16 protein-coding genes are annotated in these 16,141 nt (G+C 69.3%); 3 read left to right on the top strand and 13 right to left on the bottom strand.

Annotation, left to right across the window (positions count from 1 at the left end; all coding sequences use genetic code 11):
- Window positions 1-159: 159 nt before the first annotated feature.
- The 5 genes from BHD05_RS09445 to BHD05_RS09425 are packed head-to-tail and all read right to left on the bottom strand — an operon-like array spanning window position 160 to window position 5,822.
- Entirely contained in the window at window positions 160-1,311 is a 1,152-nt protein-coding gene (locus BHD05_RS09445; protein ID WP_161886206.1) for a cysteine desulfurase family protein, read from the bottom strand.
- Complete coding sequence (nadC, locus tag BHD05_RS09440) at window positions 1,308-2,261, bottom strand: carboxylating nicotinate-nucleotide diphosphorylase (protein ID WP_161886205.1); 954 nt, start codon at window positions 2,259-2,261, stop codon at window positions 1,308-1,310. Before nadC ends, BHD05_RS09445 begins: the two co-directional genes overlap by 4 nt.
- Window positions 2,255-3,823 (bottom strand): L-aspartate oxidase, encoded by a 1,569-nt coding sequence (gene nadB / locus BHD05_RS09435; protein WP_161886204.1) that lies wholly within the window; start codon window positions 3,821-3,823, stop codon window positions 2,255-2,257. The genes nadC and nadB overlap by 7 nt, the downstream gene beginning before the upstream one ends.
- Complete coding sequence (gene nadA, locus BHD05_RS09430) at window positions 3,820-5,103, bottom strand: quinolinate synthase NadA (RefSeq protein WP_161886203.1); 1,284 nt, start codon at window positions 5,101-5,103, stop codon at window positions 3,820-3,822. The genes nadB and nadA overlap by 4 nt, the downstream gene beginning before the upstream one ends.
- Before the next feature lie 17 nt (window positions 5,104-5,120).
- Window positions 5,121-5,822: an NUDIX hydrolase gene (locus BHD05_RS09425; RefSeq protein ID WP_161887459.1), complete on the bottom strand. Its 702-nt coding sequence runs from the start codon at window positions 5,820-5,822 to the stop codon at window positions 5,121-5,123.
- Between the two features lie 127 nt (window positions 5,823-5,949).
- Between BHD05_RS09425 and BHD05_RS09420 the strand changes: the two genes are divergently transcribed.
- Both BHD05_RS09420 and BHD05_RS09415 read left to right on the top strand, forming a co-directional pair.
- Window positions 5,950-6,642: a trimeric intracellular cation channel family protein gene (locus tag BHD05_RS09420; protein WP_161886202.1), complete on the top strand. Its 693-nt coding sequence runs from the start codon at window positions 5,950-5,952 to the stop codon at window positions 6,640-6,642.
- Between the two features lie 47 nt (window positions 6,643-6,689).
- Window positions 6,690-7,361, top strand: coding sequence for a trimeric intracellular cation channel family protein (locus tag BHD05_RS09415; protein WP_161886201.1), 672 nt, complete (start codon window positions 6,690-6,692; stop codon window positions 7,359-7,361).
- Window positions 7,362-7,415: 54 nt separating this feature from the next.
- Here the strand turns inward: BHD05_RS09415 and BHD05_RS09410 are convergent, their stop codons facing one another.
- Window positions 7,416-8,135, bottom strand: a complete 720-nt coding sequence (locus tag BHD05_RS09410; protein WP_161886200.1) for a maleylpyruvate isomerase N-terminal domain-containing protein — start codon at window positions 8,133-8,135, stop codon at window positions 7,416-7,418.
- Window positions 8,136-8,230: 95 nt separating this feature from the next.
- Window positions 8,231-9,991 carry a 2-isopropylmalate synthase gene (leuA, locus tag BHD05_RS09405; protein WP_161886199.1) on the bottom strand — a complete coding sequence of 587 codons (1,761 nt, stop codon included), beginning with the start codon at window positions 9,989-9,991 and terminating at the stop codon, window positions 8,231-8,233.
- A gap of 319 nt (window positions 9,992-10,310) precedes the next feature.
- Here leuA and BHD05_RS09400 point away from each other — a divergent pair, with 319 nt between their 5' ends.
- Window positions 10,311-10,943 (top strand): hypothetical protein, encoded by a 633-nt coding sequence (locus BHD05_RS09400; RefSeq protein WP_161886198.1) that lies wholly within the window; start codon window positions 10,311-10,313, stop codon window positions 10,941-10,943.
- 19 nt (window positions 10,944-10,962) lie between these two features.
- Here the strand turns inward: BHD05_RS09400 and era are convergent, their stop codons facing one another.
- The 6 genes from era to BHD05_RS09370 all read right to left on the bottom strand — a co-directional run bounded on the left by era (window position 10,963) and on the right by BHD05_RS09370 (window position 15,993).
- Window positions 10,963-11,865, bottom strand: a complete 903-nt coding sequence (era, locus tag BHD05_RS09395) for a GTPase Era (RefSeq protein WP_161886197.1) — start codon at window positions 11,863-11,865, stop codon at window positions 10,963-10,965.
- Entirely contained in the window at window positions 11,855-13,180 is a 1,326-nt protein-coding gene (locus tag BHD05_RS09390) for a hemolysin family protein (RefSeq protein WP_418763845.1), read from the bottom strand. Before BHD05_RS09390 ends, era begins: the two co-directional genes overlap by 11 nt.
- A 7-nt stretch (window positions 13,181-13,187) precedes the next feature.
- Complete coding sequence (gene ybeY, locus BHD05_RS09385) at window positions 13,188-13,652, bottom strand: rRNA maturation RNase YbeY (protein WP_161886195.1); 465 nt, start codon at window positions 13,650-13,652, stop codon at window positions 13,188-13,190.
- Window positions 13,653-14,768 (bottom strand): PhoH family protein, encoded by a 1,116-nt coding sequence (locus BHD05_RS09380; protein WP_418763796.1) that lies wholly within the window; start codon window positions 14,766-14,768, stop codon window positions 13,653-13,655.
- On the bottom strand, window positions 14,755-15,111 hold the full coding sequence (locus BHD05_RS09375; RefSeq protein ID WP_161886194.1) for a histidine triad nucleotide-binding protein: 357 nt from the start codon (window positions 15,109-15,111) through the stop codon (window positions 14,755-14,757). The genes BHD05_RS09380 and BHD05_RS09375 overlap by 14 nt, the downstream gene beginning before the upstream one ends.
- A 153-nt stretch (window positions 15,112-15,264) precedes the next feature.
- Window positions 15,265-15,993, bottom strand: a complete 729-nt coding sequence (locus BHD05_RS09370) for a 16S rRNA (uracil(1498)-N(3))-methyltransferase (RefSeq protein WP_161886193.1) — start codon at window positions 15,991-15,993, stop codon at window positions 15,265-15,267.
- Window positions 15,994-16,141: the final 148 nt, after the last annotated feature.

Here is a 16,141-nt window from a genome sequence, read left to right as displayed (position 1 = left end):
CGCCGTCACCCCGAGCGGACGGATGCCGCGCCGCGGCCCCAGGCCAGGCGGATGCAGCGCCGTCAGGCCGCGCGGACGCACGCCGAGCCGCCGGCAACAGCGGACCGACACCTCACCGCGCCCCACGCGGACGAATGCCGTGCCGTCAGCGAGCGACCCTCACGACGCAGCGGAGGGATGCCCCGACAGTCCGGCCACCGAGTCTGCGAGGGCGGCGACCGTGGCGGCGAGGTCGTCGGCGGTCGTGGTCTCGGAGAGGGTGAAACGGACGGCGGTCTGGGCGAGCTCGGCATCCAGCCCCATCGCGACGAGCACGTGCGACGGCTCGTCGCTGCCCGCGGCGCAGGCCGAGCCGCTCGAGCAGATGATGCCCCTGCGCTCGAGGTCGAGGAGCACCGCCTCCCCGCTCGTGCCCGGGAAGCAGAACGACGCGTTCGCCGGCAGCCGGAGGCGATGGTGCCCGGTCAGGCGGGCGCCGGGAACCTCGGCGAGCACACGGTCGATAAAGGCGTTCCGCAGTTCCGCGATGCGGTCCGCGGACCCGGGGCGGGCGGCCTCCGCGAGTTCGAGCGCCTCGGCGAGGCCGACGGCGCCCGGCACATTCTCTGTTCCCGAGCGTCGGCCGCGCTCCTGCCCGCCCCCGTGCAGCGTGGCCTCCACCGACATCCCCCGCCGCAGGTAGAGGGCGCCGATGCCTTTGGGGGCACCGAGTTTGTGACCGGAGATCGCGAGGGCATCGACCCCGAGGGCGGCGACGTCGAGCGGCAGCCAGCCGGCTGCCTGCACGGCGTCGGTGTGCATGCGCGCCCCCACCGCCCCGGCGAGCGCCGCGATGCGGCGGATCGGCTGCACCGTGCCCACCTCGTTGTTGGCGTACATGACCGAGACGAGGGTCGTGTCCGGGCGCAGCGCCCGCCCGAGCTCATCGGCGTCGACGAGCCCGTCGGTGTCGACGTCGACCATGGTCACCTCGAAACCGTGCTGTCGCTGAAGGTAGCTGCAGGACTCGATCACCGCCTCGTGCTCGATCGGCGTCGTGACGATGTGGCGGCCGCGCGGGGTGGCGAGCGAGACGCCGATGATCGCCAGGTTGTCGGACTCGGTGCCGCCGGAGGTGAAGACGACCTCGGCGGCACGGCAGCCCAGTACCCTGGCGACCCGCTCGCGCGCGTGCGTCAGCGCGAGTGCGGCCTGGCGCCCGTACTCGTGGGTGCTCGACGGGTTGCCGAATTCCTCCGTCAGGTACGGCCACATCCGCTCGAGCACTGCGCGCCGCACGGGCGATGTCGCCGCGTTGTCGAGGTAGATCACGGAAGCGCTCTCTCGCTCTCCAGCCCGGAGGATGCCGTGGCAGAGGGGTCGGCGGCGCGTGCGGCAGAGGGGTCCGCGGCGTCGGATGCGGCTCCAACCAGCTCGAGAGCGATGTCGAGCCCGAGGTCGAGCGCCCGCACGCTGTGGGTGAGCGCGCCCACCGAGATCACGTCGACGCCGGTCTGCGCGATCGCCCGCACCGTCGCGAGCGACACGTTGCCGCTCGCCTCGACGAGCGCGCGTCCCGCCACCTGGGCGACGCCGGCGCGCAGTGCGTCCAGCGCGAAGTTGTCGAGCATGATCGTGTCGACTCCCCCGGCGAGCACCGGCTCGATCTGTGCGGCGTCGTCGACCTCCACCTCGAGGTGGGTTGTGTGCGAGAGCTTGGCGCGAAGGCCCCGGAGCGCCTCGGTCACCCCGACGCCGTGGGAGGCGAGCACGGCGAGGTGGTTGTCCTTCGCAAGCACGGCATCGGAGAGGGAGAACCGGTGGTTGTGGCCCCCGCCACAGCGCACCGCGTGCCGTTCGAGGGCTCGAAGTCCCGGTGTGGTCTTGCGGGTGTCGACGATGCGGGCGTGGGTGCCCGCGACCTCATCGACGTATCTTGCCGTCTCGGTCGCGATCCCACTCATCCGTTGCACGAGGTTCAGCGCGACGCGCTCGCCGCGCAGCACCGACCGGGCGGACCCGGTCACCGTTGCGAGCGTGTCGCCCGCGGCGAAGGGCACACCGTCGGCCACGGCGAGGCCCACCAGCACGGCGTCATCCACCGCCAGCATCGCGGCCGCGAAGACCTCTCCCCCGCTGAGCACGCCGGCCTCGCGCGCGACGAGCCGCGCGGTGGCCTGCGCGTCCGCCGGGATGAGCAGCTCGGAGGTGATGTCGCCCCACGGGGCGTCCTCGGCGAGGGCGCCCCGGACGACCGCATCGATGGCTTCGGGGGTCAGCATGCGATGACGCTCTCTTCTGCCCCGACGGGGCTGTGGATGCGGGAGGCGGCGGCTGCCGGCGGTGCGACCCAGCCGAGGTGCCGCTCGAACCGCGCGGAGGTCTCGGGGTGGTCGGTGCGGAAGTGGGCGCCGCGGGACTCCTCGCGGGCGAGCGCCGCGGATGCCATCAGCCGGGCGAGATCGAGCAGGTTCCGGGTCTCCCGCTCGGCAACCGAGTCGCCGGGGGCGCGCCACGACGCGAGGATCCCGGCCGCGGAGCCGAGTCCCTCGGCATCCCGGTACAGTCCGAGCCGCGACCAGGCGAGGTCGCGCAGCGTGTCACGGCTGACGGCCGTTCCCGGCCCGTCGTGCGGCGGCAGCGGATGCTCGGATGCCTCCACTGGCGCGAGCGCGGGCCACGCGGCATCGTCGAGCCTCGCCGCTGCGCGCCAGGCGAACACGAGTGACTCGAGCAGCGAGTTGGAGGCGAGCCGGTTGGCGCCGTGCACGCCCGTGCTCGAGACCTCGCCAACCGCGAACAGTCCAGGCAGGGAGGTGCGCCCCCACTCGTCGGTGGCAACCCCGCCCATCCAGTAGTGGGCGGCGGGCGTCACCGGGATCGGGCGTTCGCTCCAGTCGAGGCCCAGGCGCCGGCAGGCGGCGTCGATGCTCGGGAAGCGCTCGGCGAGGAATGCCGAGCCGAGGGACGTGGCATCGAGAAGTACCGGGTCGCCGCCCTGCCGCGCCATCTGTGTGGCGATGCCGCGGGCGACTATGTCGCGCGGAGCGAGCTCGGCTCCCTCGTGCTGGTCGAGCATGAAGCGGTGGCCGCGCGCGTCGAGCAGCACGGCGCCCTCGCCGCGCACCGCTTCCGAGACGAGGAAGTTGCCGGGTGCCGCGAGGGCGGTCGGGTGAAACTGGTAGAACTCGACGTCGCTCAGCACCGCGCCGGCCCGGAGTGCCGCGGCGGCACCGTCGCCCGTCGCGATCGCGGGGTTGGTCGTGTGCCGATAGAGCTGGCCGGACCCACCACTGGCCAGCACGACGGCATCGGCGGCGATCACGCGCATCCGGCCCGTCGGGTCGACGACCTCGACGCCGCGCACGCGCCCGCTGTCGACCACGAGCTCGGCGAGGAAGGTGTGCTCGTGAACCTGGATCGCGGAGCGGCGCACGGCCGCGACGAGGGCCGTCTCGATGACAGCGCCCGTCGCATCCCCGCCCGCGTGCAGCACGCGGGCGCTCGAGTGCGCCGCCTCCAGCCCGCGGGCGAGGTCCGCCCCGTCGCGGTCGAACTCGACGCCGAGGGCGATGAGGTCGCGGATGCGTCCGGGCCCTTCCGCGCAGAGGATCTCCACGATGGCGGGGTCGCCGAGGCCGGCGCCCGCGGCGAGGGTGTCCTGAATGTGCGCGGCGACGCTGTCGTCGTCGAACATCACCGCGGCGATCCCACCCTGCGCGTAGCGGGTGTTGCTTTCGGCAAGCTCGGTCTTGGTGACGAGGCTGACCCGGTGGGTCCGGCTCGCCTGAAGGGCGATGATGAGTCCGGCGATGCCGCTGCCGACCACGACGACGTCGTTCATCGCGACGCCCCCGGCCTCACGGCGAGCATCCGCTCGAGAGCGACCCGCGCGGGCTCGGCGACATCCGCCGGCACCTCGATGCGGTTGATGACCTCTCCGCGCACCAGACCCTCGAGTACCCAGGCGAGATAGCCGGGGTGGATGCGGTACATCGTCGAGCACGGGCAGACGACAGGGTCGAGGCAGAAGATCGTGTGCTGCGGGTACTCGGCCGCGAGCCGGTTCACCATATTGACCTCGGTGCCGATCGCGAAAACGGTCGGTTCGGTCGCCGCCGCGATGGCCTTGCGGATGTAGTCGGTCGAGCCGGCCTCGTCGGCCGCGTCGACGACGGCCATCGGGCATTCCGGGTGCACGATGACGCGCACGCCGGGGAACTCCACCCGGGCCTTGTCGATCTGGTCGACGTTGAACCGCTTGTGCACGGAGCAGAATCCGTGCCAGAGGATCACGCGCGCGTCGTGCAGCTGCTGCGCGTCGCTGCCGCCCAGCTCCTTGCGCGGGTTCCACATCGGCATCTGCTCGAGCGGCACGCCCATCGCCTTCGCCGTGTTGCGGCCGAGGTGCTGGTCGGGGAAGAAGAGCACGCGCTGGCCGCGCTCGAACGCCCACTCGAGCACGGTGGCGGCGTTCGAGGAGGTGCAGACGATGCCGCCGTGCTCCCCGCAGAACGCCTTGAGCGCCGCGGAGGAGTTCATGTAGGTGACCGGGATTACGGGCACGCGGTCGGTTTCGTCGGGCTCGGTGCCATACAGGTCTTCGAGCGCCTCCCAGCACTCGGTGACCGAGTCGATGTCGGCCATGTCGGCCATGGAGCATCCAGCGGCGAGGTTGGGCAGGATGACCGCCTGGTCGGAGCGGGCGAGGATGTCGGCGGTCTCGGCCATGAAGTGCACCCCGCAGAAGACAATCGCCTCGGCGTTCGGCACCGTCTGCGCCGCGTTGGCGAGCTGGAACGAGTCGCCCACGAAGTCGGCGTGAGCGACGACCTCGTCGCGCTGGTAGAAGTGGCCGAGGATCACGGCACGGTCGCCGAGCGTCGCCTTGGCCGCGACGATCCGTGCCTCGAGTTCGATGTCGGAGGCGTCGCGGTACTCGGCGGGGAGCTGGCCCTGGCGCGGGGCACCGGCGGGGATGATGTCGCCCATCGACGAGCCGGGGCCGTAGCCGGGATTCGGTTCGAGGTCGATCTCCCACGGTCCCTTGGCAAGGTCGGGGCTGCAGGTGGTGCCGGGTGCACCGGCGCTGATGAGCTGGATGGTCGTGTCGACGGAGGTCACCGTGACTCCTTGGGGGATCAAAGGCGGACGGGGGTGAGGGGGCCGTTGTCGACGAGGTCGACGGCGGTGTTGAAACGGTAGAGACGCGGTGGCCGGTGGCGGCCTCCCGTGACGACCTCCTCGGTCGACACGATCGCGCCGCTCGACTCGATCTGCCGGCGGAAGTTCGCCGGGTCGAGCGGTCGTCGCAGCACGGTCTCGTGCACCTCGCGGAGCTCGGACAGGGTGAAGGTCTCCCCGAGGAACGCGTGCGCGATGCGGCCGTACTCGACTTTGGTGCGCAGGCGCCACAGTGCGTAGTCGACGATCAGGTTGTGGTCGAAGGCGAGCTCGGGCAGGTCGTCCGCGGGGAACCACTGCACGTTCTCGTCAACGGCCGCACGGCTGGCCTCGTCGGCGCGCACGAGGGCCCAGTAGACGATCGAGACGATGCGGCCGTCCGGAGACCGGTCCGCCTCCCCGAACGCGTAGAGCTGTTCGAGGTAGGTGGGCTCGAGGGCGGTCGTCTCGAGCAGGTTTCGGCGGGCGGCCAACTCGAGGCCCTCAGTCACGCGCACCATTCCTCCGGGCAGCGCCCAACGGCCCTGCCAGGGTTCGCGGATGCGGCGCACGAGCGGCAACCAGAGACCGACGGCGCCGGTGTCCGGATGCTGGCGCAGTGCGAAGATCACGGTGGACACGGCAACGCCGACTCCCTGCACTTGGCCTGCGTCGATCATCACGGCTCCCCGCATAGTTAATGTCAGTGCGACTTGAACAGGATAGCACTTAGTGTCAGCAACACCCAAACCCGTGGTCGGCTCGCATCACTGCGCGCACCGGGCAGCGATGCAACACAATGGTGCGATGGACGAAGCGATCTTCGAGATTCCCCTGTGGTGGGAGCTGCTGGCAGTGGGGGTCGGCGCGCTCATGGGCGCCCTGTTCGCCTCTCGCTTCAAGGACCACCATCTCGACCTGCTCGGCGTCTCCATCATCGGTGTGAGTACCGGGCTCGGCGGCGGTGTGCTGCGCGACCTCGTGCTGTCGGTGCCAGTCGCGACCTTCCAGAGCAACTGGTACCTGATCGTGGCCGTCTCCGCATCATTGCTCGGGATGCTGCTCGAACGCCTGCTCAAAAGGCTCAACACCCTCTTCACCGTGGTGGACGCCCTCAACCTCGGCCTTTTCGCCGCGCTCGGCGCGACAAAGGGGATCGCGTTCGGTGTGCCGGCGGTGCCGGCCGCGCTCCTCGGCGTGATCACAGCCGTCGGAGGGTCGATCCTGCGGGACGTCCTCATGGTCACCCCCGTCGAGCTCCTGAAGGTCGGCCCGCTCTACGCCACAGCCGCGATCATTGGCACCACAACCCTCGTCACGACGACCACCATCGGCGTGCCCTTCCTCCCCGCCGCGATCACCTGCGTCGTGGTGACCTTCGTCGCGCGCATGGTCGGTTTCACCTTTGGACTGCGGCTTCCGGAGCAGCGCCGCCTCGGGCCGCTGCGCCGCCCGTCGCGGCTCGGCCGGCCAGAGGGCCCCGACGCCCCCTCCGCCTGATCGCGCGGCGGCATCCCGGCGACGTCCGGAGCGGGCAGAATGGTGCAGTGTCCGGTGCCCTTTTCGTCATCCCCCTCTGGGCCGACCTCCTCGCGGTCGGCATTGGTGCTCTCCAGGGCGCCATGTTCGCAGCCCAGTTCAAGGACCGTCGGCTCGACCTGCTCGGGGTCGCCATCATCGGAATCGCGACCGGTTTCGGCGGCGGTCTGGTGCGCGACATCCTGCTCTCCGTTGACCTCGCCCCGCTGCGCAGCAACTGGTACGTGATCGTCGCCACCGGGGCCGCCCTGCTCGGGATGCTGCTCGAGCGCATCTTCGCCCGGCTGAACCCACTCATCACGGCGCTCGACGCGCTCACCATCGGCCTCTTCGGGGCGATCGGAACCACGAAGGCCCTTTCGCTCGGCGTGCCGCCCGCCCCCGCCGTGTTCGTGGGGGTGCTCGCCGCCGTCGGCGGCTCCATCCTGCGCGACATGCTGCTCAACCTGCCGATCGCGCTCATGCACGTGGGCTCGCTCTATGCCGTGGCGGCGGTCGGCGGCACGGGCACCCTCGTCGTCCTCGTCCAGTTCGGGGTCGACATCACGATCGCCGCGGTCGTCGGCGTGGCGCTGACCTTCGGCATCCGGGTGCTGTCGGTGTTCTTCAAGTGGAGCCTGCCCGAGCAGCGCCGCATCGAGCGGCTGCCGCGCATCCCGCGACTCGGCCGGGCTCGCTGAGCGAACGTCGGCGGGCTCAGCGAAGCTCGGCGGGCTCAGCGACACTCGGCGGGCTCAGCGAAGCGGGGCGCGTCGGAAGCGATCTATGACGCCCTCGTCGCCGGATGCGGTGACCGCGCCGGCTGGCGCCGCGCTGCGACGGTTCCAGTGGGCCAGCTGCAGGTCTGCGGTGGTGGCGGTGAGGGTTGCGGCGGGCGTCGGGTGCGCGGGCAGCAGCACCCAGTCCGGCCCGAGCACCCAGGAGCGGTTGGCATCCGTCGCCTCGAGGCGCAGCACCCCGCCGAGGTCGGGCCGGGCCTGGACGCTCGAGCTGCCCACGAAGACGTCGAAGAATTCGTTGATGCCGTCCGCGGAGACCTCCGTGGATGACTCGGCCGGGGCGGGGGCGGCCGGATCGCCCGCGCTGCGCAGGTCCCACAGGTGCACGACGGTCTCGTGCAGCTGCCGGCGGTGCCAGAAACGCTCTGATCTGTCCGACCTGCTGAACGTGTAGCAGCGCCGGTCCGGATCGGCGGTGTCCAGGGTGTCGAGAAGCACGCTCCGGGACTCCCGGTACCAGTCGATCGGCGAGCTGGTGAGCTCGGGCACGCTCCTCCGCGGCGGACGGACGCCCTCGATGATGCAGCGGGCGGCCCACCGGTACACCCCGCCGAGGTGGGCGGCGAGGTCGGAGACCGTCCAATCCACGTCGGCGAGGGGCGCGGTCGGGTCGGCGTGCGCCAGGTCGCGCTCGAAGGCCGCGCTGGCGGCCGCCAACTCCCTCATCGCATCCATGGTTGGACGCTAGCGCATGCCGCGCGCGAGCGGATGCCGCCCAGTTCTGCACGGGCGTCCGCTCCCGCGCCGGATGCCAGCGCGTGCCTGCGCCGTCAGGCGTTCGCGAGCTCGCGGCGCCCGGACTCCTCGCGCACCGCTCGGTTCACGGCCGAGACGACCGCCTTGAGCGATGCGGTGGAGATGTCCGCATCGATGCCGACGCCCCACAGCGTCGTGTCACCGACGGCGCACTCCACGTAGGAAGCCGCGAGGGCGTCGCCACCGGAGCTCAGCGCGTGCTCGACGTAGTCGAAGACCTTGACGTCCACGCCATGACCGTGAAGCACCTTGAGGAACGCGTCGACGGGGCCGTTGCCGGTCGCGTCGGTCGCAACCTGCGCCGCGCCGACCCGCAGCTCCGTGTGCAGCGACACCACGCCGGTCATGTCGCTCGCGGTGCTCGTGCGGGTGATCTCGAACTGGCCCCACTTCTGATCGGAGACCACCGACGGGAGGTACTCGTCCTGGAAGATCGCCCAGATCTCGTCGCTCGTGACCTCGCCGCCCTCGGCATCCGTCATCGCCTGCACGACATGGCTGAACTCGATCTGCAGCTTGCGCGGCAGGTCGAGCGCGTGATCGGTCTTGAGCAGGTAGGCGACGCCGCCCTTGCCCGACTGGGAGTTGACCCGGATGACCGCCTCGTAGCTGCGGCCGAGGTCCTTCGGGTCGATCGGCAGGTAGGGCACGGCCCACTGCAGGTCATCCACTGACGTGCCCTGTGCTGCGGCGTCGGCGGCCATGGCCTCGAAGCCTTTCTTGATGGCGTCCTGGTGCGATCCGCTGAACGCCGTGTAGACCAGGTCGCCGGCCCAGGGGCTGCGTTCGTGCACCGGCAGCTGGTTGCAGTACTCGGCCGTGCGCTTGACCTCGTCGAGGTTGCTGAAGTCGATCTGCGGGTCGATCCCCTGCGTGAACAGGTTGATGCCGAGGGCGACGAGGTCGACGTTGCCGGTGCGCTCCCCATTGCCGAACAGGCATCCCTCGATGCGGTCGGCACCGGCGAGGTAGCCGAGCTCGGCCGCGGCGATTGCGGTGCCTCGATCGTTGTGCGGATGCAGGCTCAGCAGCACGTTCTCGCGGTGGGCCAGGCGGCGCGACATCCACTCGATCGAGTCGGCATAGACATTGGGGGTGGCCATCTCGACCGTCGCGGGCAGGTTGATGATGACCTTGCGCTCGGGCGTCGGCTCGAAGACCTCGATGACCTTGTTGCAGACCTCGAGGGCGAACTCGAGTTCGGTGCCGGTGTAGCTCTCGGGCGAGTACTCGTAGAAGACCTCGGTCTGCGGGATGCTCTTCTCGGCGACCTTGCACAGCCGGGCACCCTCGAGCGCGATGTCGATGATGCCCTGCTTGTCGGTGCGGAAGACGACGTCGCGTTGCAGCACGCTCGTGGAGTTGTACAGGTGGACGATTGCCTTTTGGGCTCCGGCGATCGACTCGTAGGTGCGGTTGATCAGCGACTCGCGGGCCTGGGTCAGCACCTGGATCGTGACGTCGTCGGGAATCACGTTGTCGTCGATGAGGCTGCGGACGAAGTCGAAGTCGGTCTGGCTCGCGCTCGGAAAGCCGACCTCGATCTCCTTGTAGCCCATGCGCACGAGCAGGTCGAACATGATTCGCTTGCGCTCGGGGCTCATCGGGTCGATGAGTGCCTGGTTGCCGTCGCGCAGGTCGACGGCACACCAACGGGGTGCCTGCGTGATTCGCTTGCTCGGCCAGGTGCGGTCGGGCAGGTCGACGCTGAAGGTCTCCTGATACGAACGGTACTTGTGGATCGGCATTGCCGATGGCTTCTGGGTGTTCTTCACGGTCTCGGTTCCTCTTCGCTAGTAATGGTCAGCCATAGGCGAACGCCGCGACGAGGGAGGCCTTTTAGGACTCGTCGCGGCAGCTAAGAAGGAGTAGACCGAACACAGCGCTAGGTTACCACCGTTCCAGCGCGGACTCACTACCTCCCCCGCGCGCCCGCCCCCGTCGGAAACTCAGGAACGCAGCATCCGATCGCCCGCCACGGGCCATGACTCACACCATCTGCGCGGTCGTCTCCTGAGTTTCCGACGGAGGAGACGCTTGAGGGATCGGAAACGTTGGGTGGCGGGCTCTCGAATTCGCGCTCAGACTTGCGGCATGACACACCTTCGAAGTTTCACGCGGGCGGCGGCCGTCATGCTCCTGATTACTGCGCTGGCCGGGTGCGCGGGCGCCGAGTCGCCCGGCGGATCGCCCTCGATCGTCGGGCCCGAAGAGCCGCCGACCGCCATCCCCGCGGACGGGGAGGTGCTCGGCATCGGGACTGTACTGCAGAAGGACGGCGACGACCCGCAGCTGTGCCTCGGCGCGGTCGCGGAGTCGTATCCCCCCCCGTGTGGCGGTCCGCCGATCTCCGGCTGGGACTGGGCGACCGTCGACGGCGAGGAGAGCGCCAGCGGTGTGACGTGGGGCACCTATGCGGTGCAGGGAACCTGGGACGGAGCACGGTTCACGGTGACCCAGCCGCCGATCATGCTCGCACTGTACGACGCGATGGCGAACCCCGACCCGCGCGATGACCCGGCGAACGCCGGCGCGACCGACGAGGGCGAACTCCTCGAAATCCAGGAGGAGCTGCAGGGCGACGCCGCAGTGCTCGGCTCCTACCCGTCCAACGGGTACCTCTTCGTGGACGTCATCTACGACGACGGCCAGATCCAGCGGTACATGGACGAGATCTACGGCGAGAACGTCGTCGCGGTGCGTTCGGCGCTCCGCGACCTCGGCTAGAACCCGAGCCGGACCTCGGCTAGAACCCGAGCCGGCCGAGCTGCTTCGGGTCGCGCTGCCATTCCTTCGCGACCTTCACCCGCAGCGAGAGGAAGACCTGCTTGCCCACGAGGGGCTCGATCTGCGCACGGGCGCGGGCTCCGACATCCGCGAGCCTCGACCCCTGATGGCCGATGATGATGCCCTTCTGGCTGTCGCGCTCGACGAAAAGGTTCGCGTAGATCTCGATGAGGTCCTTATCTTCGCGCTCGATCATGTCGTCGAGGGTCACCGCGATCGAGTGCGGCAGTTCGTCCTCGACGCCCTCGAGCACGGCCTCGCGGATGAGCTCGCTGATGCGGTCGGCGAGCACCTCCTCGGTGACGGCGTCGGCGGGGTAGAGGGCCTGAGAGAGCGGGAGCATCTTGATCAGCTCGGTCGCGAGCGTGTCGAGCTGGATGCCACTGGTCGCGGAGATCGGGATGATCGCGTCCCAGTCGCGCATCTCCTGAACCGCGAGCAGCTGCGCGGCGACCGCGGGGCGCGACGCGGCGTCGATCTTCGTGACGATCGCGACCTTCTTCGCCCGCGGGAACGCGTCGAGCTGCTCGTTGATGTAGCGGTCGCCAGGCCCGATCTTCTCGTTCGCGGGAACGCAGAATCCGATCACGTCGACGTCGCCCAGCGTGGTCTGCACGATCGCGTTGAGCCGCTCGCCCAGCAGGGTGCGCGGGCGGTGCATGCCCGGCGTGTCGACGAGAATGAGCTGGCCGGATGCCTGGTGAGCGATGCCGCGGATCGCGCGCCGCGTGGTTTGCGGCTTGGAGCTCGTGATCGCGACCTTCTCGCCGACGAGCGCGTTCGTCAAGGTCGACTTCCCGACGTTCGGGCGGCCGACGAACGAGACAAACCCCGCGCGGAACTCGCTATTGTCAGTCGTCATTATCGTCTCCGTTGTTCGTGCCGTTGGTAGTTGCTGGTTTGCCGAATGCGGCCTGCGCGTCGATGAGGGCCTGGTCTCGCTGCACGAGCACCGTACTCAGCCGCTTGCGGCGTCCCTCGGTGCGCTCCGCCACGAGAATCAGGCCCGAGTAGGCCGCACGCGAGCCGGGAAGCGGAAGTCGGCCGAGGGCCTTGGTGAGCAGGCCGCCCACCGAGTCGACGTCGTCGTCGTCGAGGTCGATCTGGAACAGCTCGCCGAGCTCGTCGACGGGCAGCCGGGCGCTCACCCGGTAGCGGCCATCGCCGAGGTCCTCGATGAGGGCGACCGCGCGGTCGTACTCGTCCGAGATGTCGCCGACGAGCTCCTCGATGAGGTCCTCCATCGTCACGAGCCCCGCGATGCCGCCGTACTCGTCGACGACCATCGCGAGGTGGTTCGACTCGAGTTGCATCTGCCGCAGCATGTCGTCGGCCTTCTTCGATTCCGGCACGAATATCGCTGGGCGGGCCAGCTCGGCGACCGTGATCGACCCGGCGCCGAGTGGTTTCTCGTAGCTGAGCCTGGCGATGTCGCGCAGGTACAGGATGCCGAGCACCTCGTCGATGTCCTCACCGATCACGGGCATCCGGGACGTCCCCCGGCTGAGGAAAAGGCCCATCGCCGACCCGATGCTCGCGTCGCCGTCGACGGTGATCATGTCGGTGCGCGGGATCATGATCTCCCGCACAAAGGTATCGCTGAACTCGAAGATCGAGTGGATGAGCTCGCGGTCCTCCTCCTCGAGCACCTCGAGCTCTGTGGCCTCGTCGACCATGCTCAGCAGCTGCTCCTCGGACGAGAACGACGTCGACTTCGGCCGCCCCGGAGTGACCCGGTTGCCGATCGCGACGAGGGCGTCGGCGATGGGTCCGAGAGCTACCCGGTTGGCGCGGATGACGGGCGCCGACACGCGCAGGATGCGGGTGGAGTGCTCCCGGCCGACGCTGCGCGGGCTCGAGCCGACAAGAACGAACGAAGCGAGGGTCATCGTGGCCGCCGAGACGAGCAGGGCGACCCAGAGCTGCTCGAACAGGGAGGCGAACGAGAGCGTGACGAGAACCGCGGTCGTGGTCTCGGCGACGACGCGGGTGAAATTGATGGCGTTGACGTGGGCGGTGACGTCCGCGGCGATGCCCAGAAGAGAGCTGCGTGCCTTCGCTGTCGAGGCAATTTCGAGCAGGTCGGCCCTGGACGTCACCGAGAGGGCAGCATCCGCCGCGGCGAGAAGCCCGCCGAGGATCACCAGCACGATGGCGATGCTGATGAAGGCAGCGATCACGCGGCTACCTCGATCGTCGTTCGTCGATGGAGAAACCGGCGAGAATTTCGCGCTGGATCCCGAACATCTCCTTTTCCTCGTCCGGTTCGGCATGGTCGAAGCCGAGCAGGTGGAGCAGGCCGTGCGTCGTGAGCATGAGCATCTCGTCCATCGGGCTGTGCCCGGCGGTCTCGGCCTGCGCGATCGCGACCTGGGGGCAGAGCACAATATCGCCGAGAAGTCCGGCGGGGGTCTGGAAGTCGTCGGTTCCCGGGCGCAGCTCGTCCATCGGAAAACTCAGCACGTCGGTCGGTCCCGGCTCGTCCATCCATTGCACATGAAGCTGCTCCATGGCCGCCTCATCCACAACGAGGATCGCCAGTTCCGCGTCGGGATGCACGTGGAGCTGGTCGAGCGCGAACGTCGCCAGACGCTGAAGCGCGGCCTCGTCGACGGCGACGCCCGATTCGTTGTTGATCTCGATCGACATCTAGCGGCGCCATCCCTTGGATCGTCTGTCTTGTGGTGCTTGGCCGCCACGGTCGCCGGCCCTGCGCTCGGCACGGTTGGCGAACTCGACGGCCTGCTCTCGCTCGAAGCGCTGCGCCTGCCGCTCGGCGTCGTACTTCGTGTAGGCGTCGACGATGCGGCCGACGAGGCTGTGACGCACGACGTCTTCGCTCGTAAGCCGGGCGAAATGGATGTCGTCGACCTCGCTGAGCACCCGGGTGACCAGCTGCAGCCCGCTCGCGCCGGTGGGCAGGTCGATCTGGGTCACGTCGCCGGTGACGACGATGCGCGAGCCGTGGCCGAGTCGGGTCAGGAACATCTTCATCTGCTCCGGGGTGGTGTTCTGCGCCTCGTCGAGCACAATGAAAGCGTTGTTGAGCGTGCGCCCACGCATGTAGGCGAGTGGGGCGACCTCGATCGTGCCGGCCGCGAGCAGCTTCGGCACGATCTCCGGGTCCATCATCTCGTTGAGCGCGTCATAGAGCGGCCGCAGGTACGGGTCGATCTTGTCGGTCAGAGTGCCGGGCAGGTAGCCGAGACGTTCGCCGGCCTCGACGGCCGGGCGCGTCAGGATGATGCGCTCGACCTCCTTGCGCTGCAGCGCCTGCACGGCCTTCGCCATCGCGAGGTAGGTCTTCCCCGTTCCGGCCGGGCCGATGCCGAACACGATCGTGTGCTGGTCGATCGCGTCGACATACAGCTTTTGCCCGAGGGTCTTGGGGCGGATGCTCCGGCCGCGCCCCGTCAGGATGGCCTGGCTCAGCACCTCGGCCGGGCTGGAGCTCTGGTCGCGTTCCAGCATGCGGGCGGACGTCGCCACCTCGTCATCGCCGAGTTCACGGTCGCCGCGCACCATGAGCACGAGCTCCTCGACGAGTCGCTCCGCCGCACGCACATCCGCGGGCTCACCCGAGAGGGTGATCTCATTGCCGCGCACGAGCACGTCGACCCTCGGATGCTGCTTCTCGATCGTTTTCAGGAATCGGTCCTGCGGCCCGAGCAGTCGCACCATGGCGACTCCGTCAACCTGCATCCTGACGCTGTGGGGGGCATCACCGCGGGATGCGGCGCCGCCGATGCTGTCACTGCCTGCCAAGGGAGCCTTCCTCGAGTGCCCCGCTCAAGACGTGGGCGTGAACATGAAATACGGTCTGGCCGCTGCTGGGGCCGGTGTTGAAGACCAACCGGAACTCGCCGTTGGAAAATTCCTGCGCCAAGCGATCCGCCGTGGCGACGAGTTCGGCGAGCAGGGCCGGGTCGCCCGCTGCCAGTTCGACGACGTTCGCGAACGCCTCGGTCTTCGGAACGACCAGCAGGTGCACCGGCGCCTTGGGGGCGATGTCCCGGAACGCGATGATCGAATCGCTTTCGAAAACGATGTCGGCAGGGATCTCGCGCGCGACTATGCGGCTGAAGATCGATGGGCCGTTTTCTGACATGGCTCTAGCGTAAGCCGTGAAGATAGGTGAGAGGTCCGGGTAGACGAATCGGTGTGCGGTGGGATCATGCGGCCGGCCACGACCCGCCCAGCCCGGCCGCCTCCGGGATCCCCGAGTGACATCGACGGGCGACTCGACGCGAACGGTGCTCCGCTACCAGCGGCCCAGCGCGATGTTGAGTACGGCGATCGCGGCGGGCCCGGCGGTACTCGTGCGCAACACGGTGTCGCCGAGGCGGACGTGTTCGGCGCCGCCGGCGGTCAGCAGCGCGAGCTCTCCTGGCGCGATCCCGCCCTCGGGGCCGACGACGAGCACGATGTCGCGCTCGTCGGGACGCACCTCACTCAAGCGCAGTTGCGCGGTCGGCTCGAGCACCAGCATCCGCGTCGAGCCCGCGAGCAGGGCGAGCTGCTTCGTCGACACGAGCGGCGCGACATCCGGAAGCCAGGAACGCATGGACTGCTTGGTCGCCTCGCGCACGATCGCCGACCAGCGCTCATGACCCTTTTTGACCTTCGGGCCCTCCCACTTGACGATCGAGCGCTGTGCGGACCACGGGATCACCCCGTCGACACCGAGCTCGCTCGCGGCCTGCACCGCATACTCGTCGCGATCGCCCTTCGCGAGGGCCTGGGCGAGAAACACGGCCGGTTGTGCGGGAGGTGTCGTGGTGGTCTCCTCCACGGTCAGGGTGAGCTCGCCCGGCTCGGCGGTGACAACCGTGCCGTGCGCGACGAGGCCCGCGCCGTTGCCCACGATCAGCCGGTCGCCGGCCTGCACGCGGCTGACCGTCACGGCATGCCGCGCCTCGGGCCCGACTATCGTGATGCGGTCGCCGGCCGTGGCCTGAGTGGTGTCCTCGCTGAGGTAGAAATGCGCCATCGGGCCAGCCTTGCAGATTCGCGCTGGTGGCGAGCATCGGGGTGGCGGCGCAGCTGGCCGCTGTCCCCCGGACCGCTCCACGTACCCCGTGCCGTCGGAAATTCAGGAACCCGTCAAGCACGCGCCCCGTCGGACCCCGTAGGTGCTG

The organism is Marisediminicola antarctica, from assembly GCF_009930795.1.
Classification (GTDB): Bacteria; Actinomycetota; Actinomycetes; order Actinomycetales; family Microbacteriaceae; genus Marisediminicola; species Marisediminicola antarctica.
Note: the sequence above shows the minus strand (reverse complement) of the source record. Positions and strands in the feature narration are given on the sequence as shown.

Excerpts from the sequence above, each read along its gene's own strand:
- BHD05_RS09420 (WP_161886202.1), top strand. The coding sequence starts at position 5,950 with ATGGACGAAGCGATCTTCGAGATTCCCCTGTGGTGGGAGCTGCTGGCA.
- era (WP_161886197.1), bottom strand. The coding sequence starts at position 11,865 with ATGACGACTGACAATAGCGAGTTCCGCGCGGGGTTTGTCTCGTTCGTC.
- nadC (WP_161886205.1), bottom strand. The coding sequence starts at position 2,261 with ATGCTGACCCCCGAAGCCATCGATGCGGTCGTCCGGGGCGCCCTCGCC.
- BHD05_RS09400 (WP_161886198.1), top strand. The coding sequence starts at position 10,311 with ATGACACACCTTCGAAGTTTCACGCGGGCGGCGGCCGTCATGCTCCTG.
- BHD05_RS09410 (WP_161886200.1), bottom strand. The coding sequence starts at position 8,135 with ATGGATGCGATGAGGGAGTTGGCGGCCGCCAGCGCGGCCTTCGAGCGC.
- BHD05_RS09375 (WP_161886194.1), bottom strand. The coding sequence starts at position 15,111 with ATGTCAGAAAACGGCCCATCGATCTTCAGCCGCATAGTCGCGCGCGAG.
- nadB (WP_161886204.1), bottom strand. The coding sequence starts at position 3,823 with ATGAACGACGTCGTCGTGGTCGGCAGCGGCATCGCCGGACTCATCATC.
- BHD05_RS09370 (WP_161886193.1), bottom strand. The coding sequence starts at position 15,993 with ATGGCGCATTTCTACCTCAGCGAGGACACCACTCAGGCCACGGCCGGC.
- BHD05_RS09425 (WP_161887459.1), bottom strand. The coding sequence starts at position 5,822 with ATGATCGACGCAGGCCAAGTGCAGGGAGTCGGCGTTGCCGTGTCCACC.
- ybeY (WP_161886195.1), bottom strand. The coding sequence starts at position 13,652 with ATGTCGATCGAGATCAACAACGAATCGGGCGTCGCCGTCGACGAGGCC.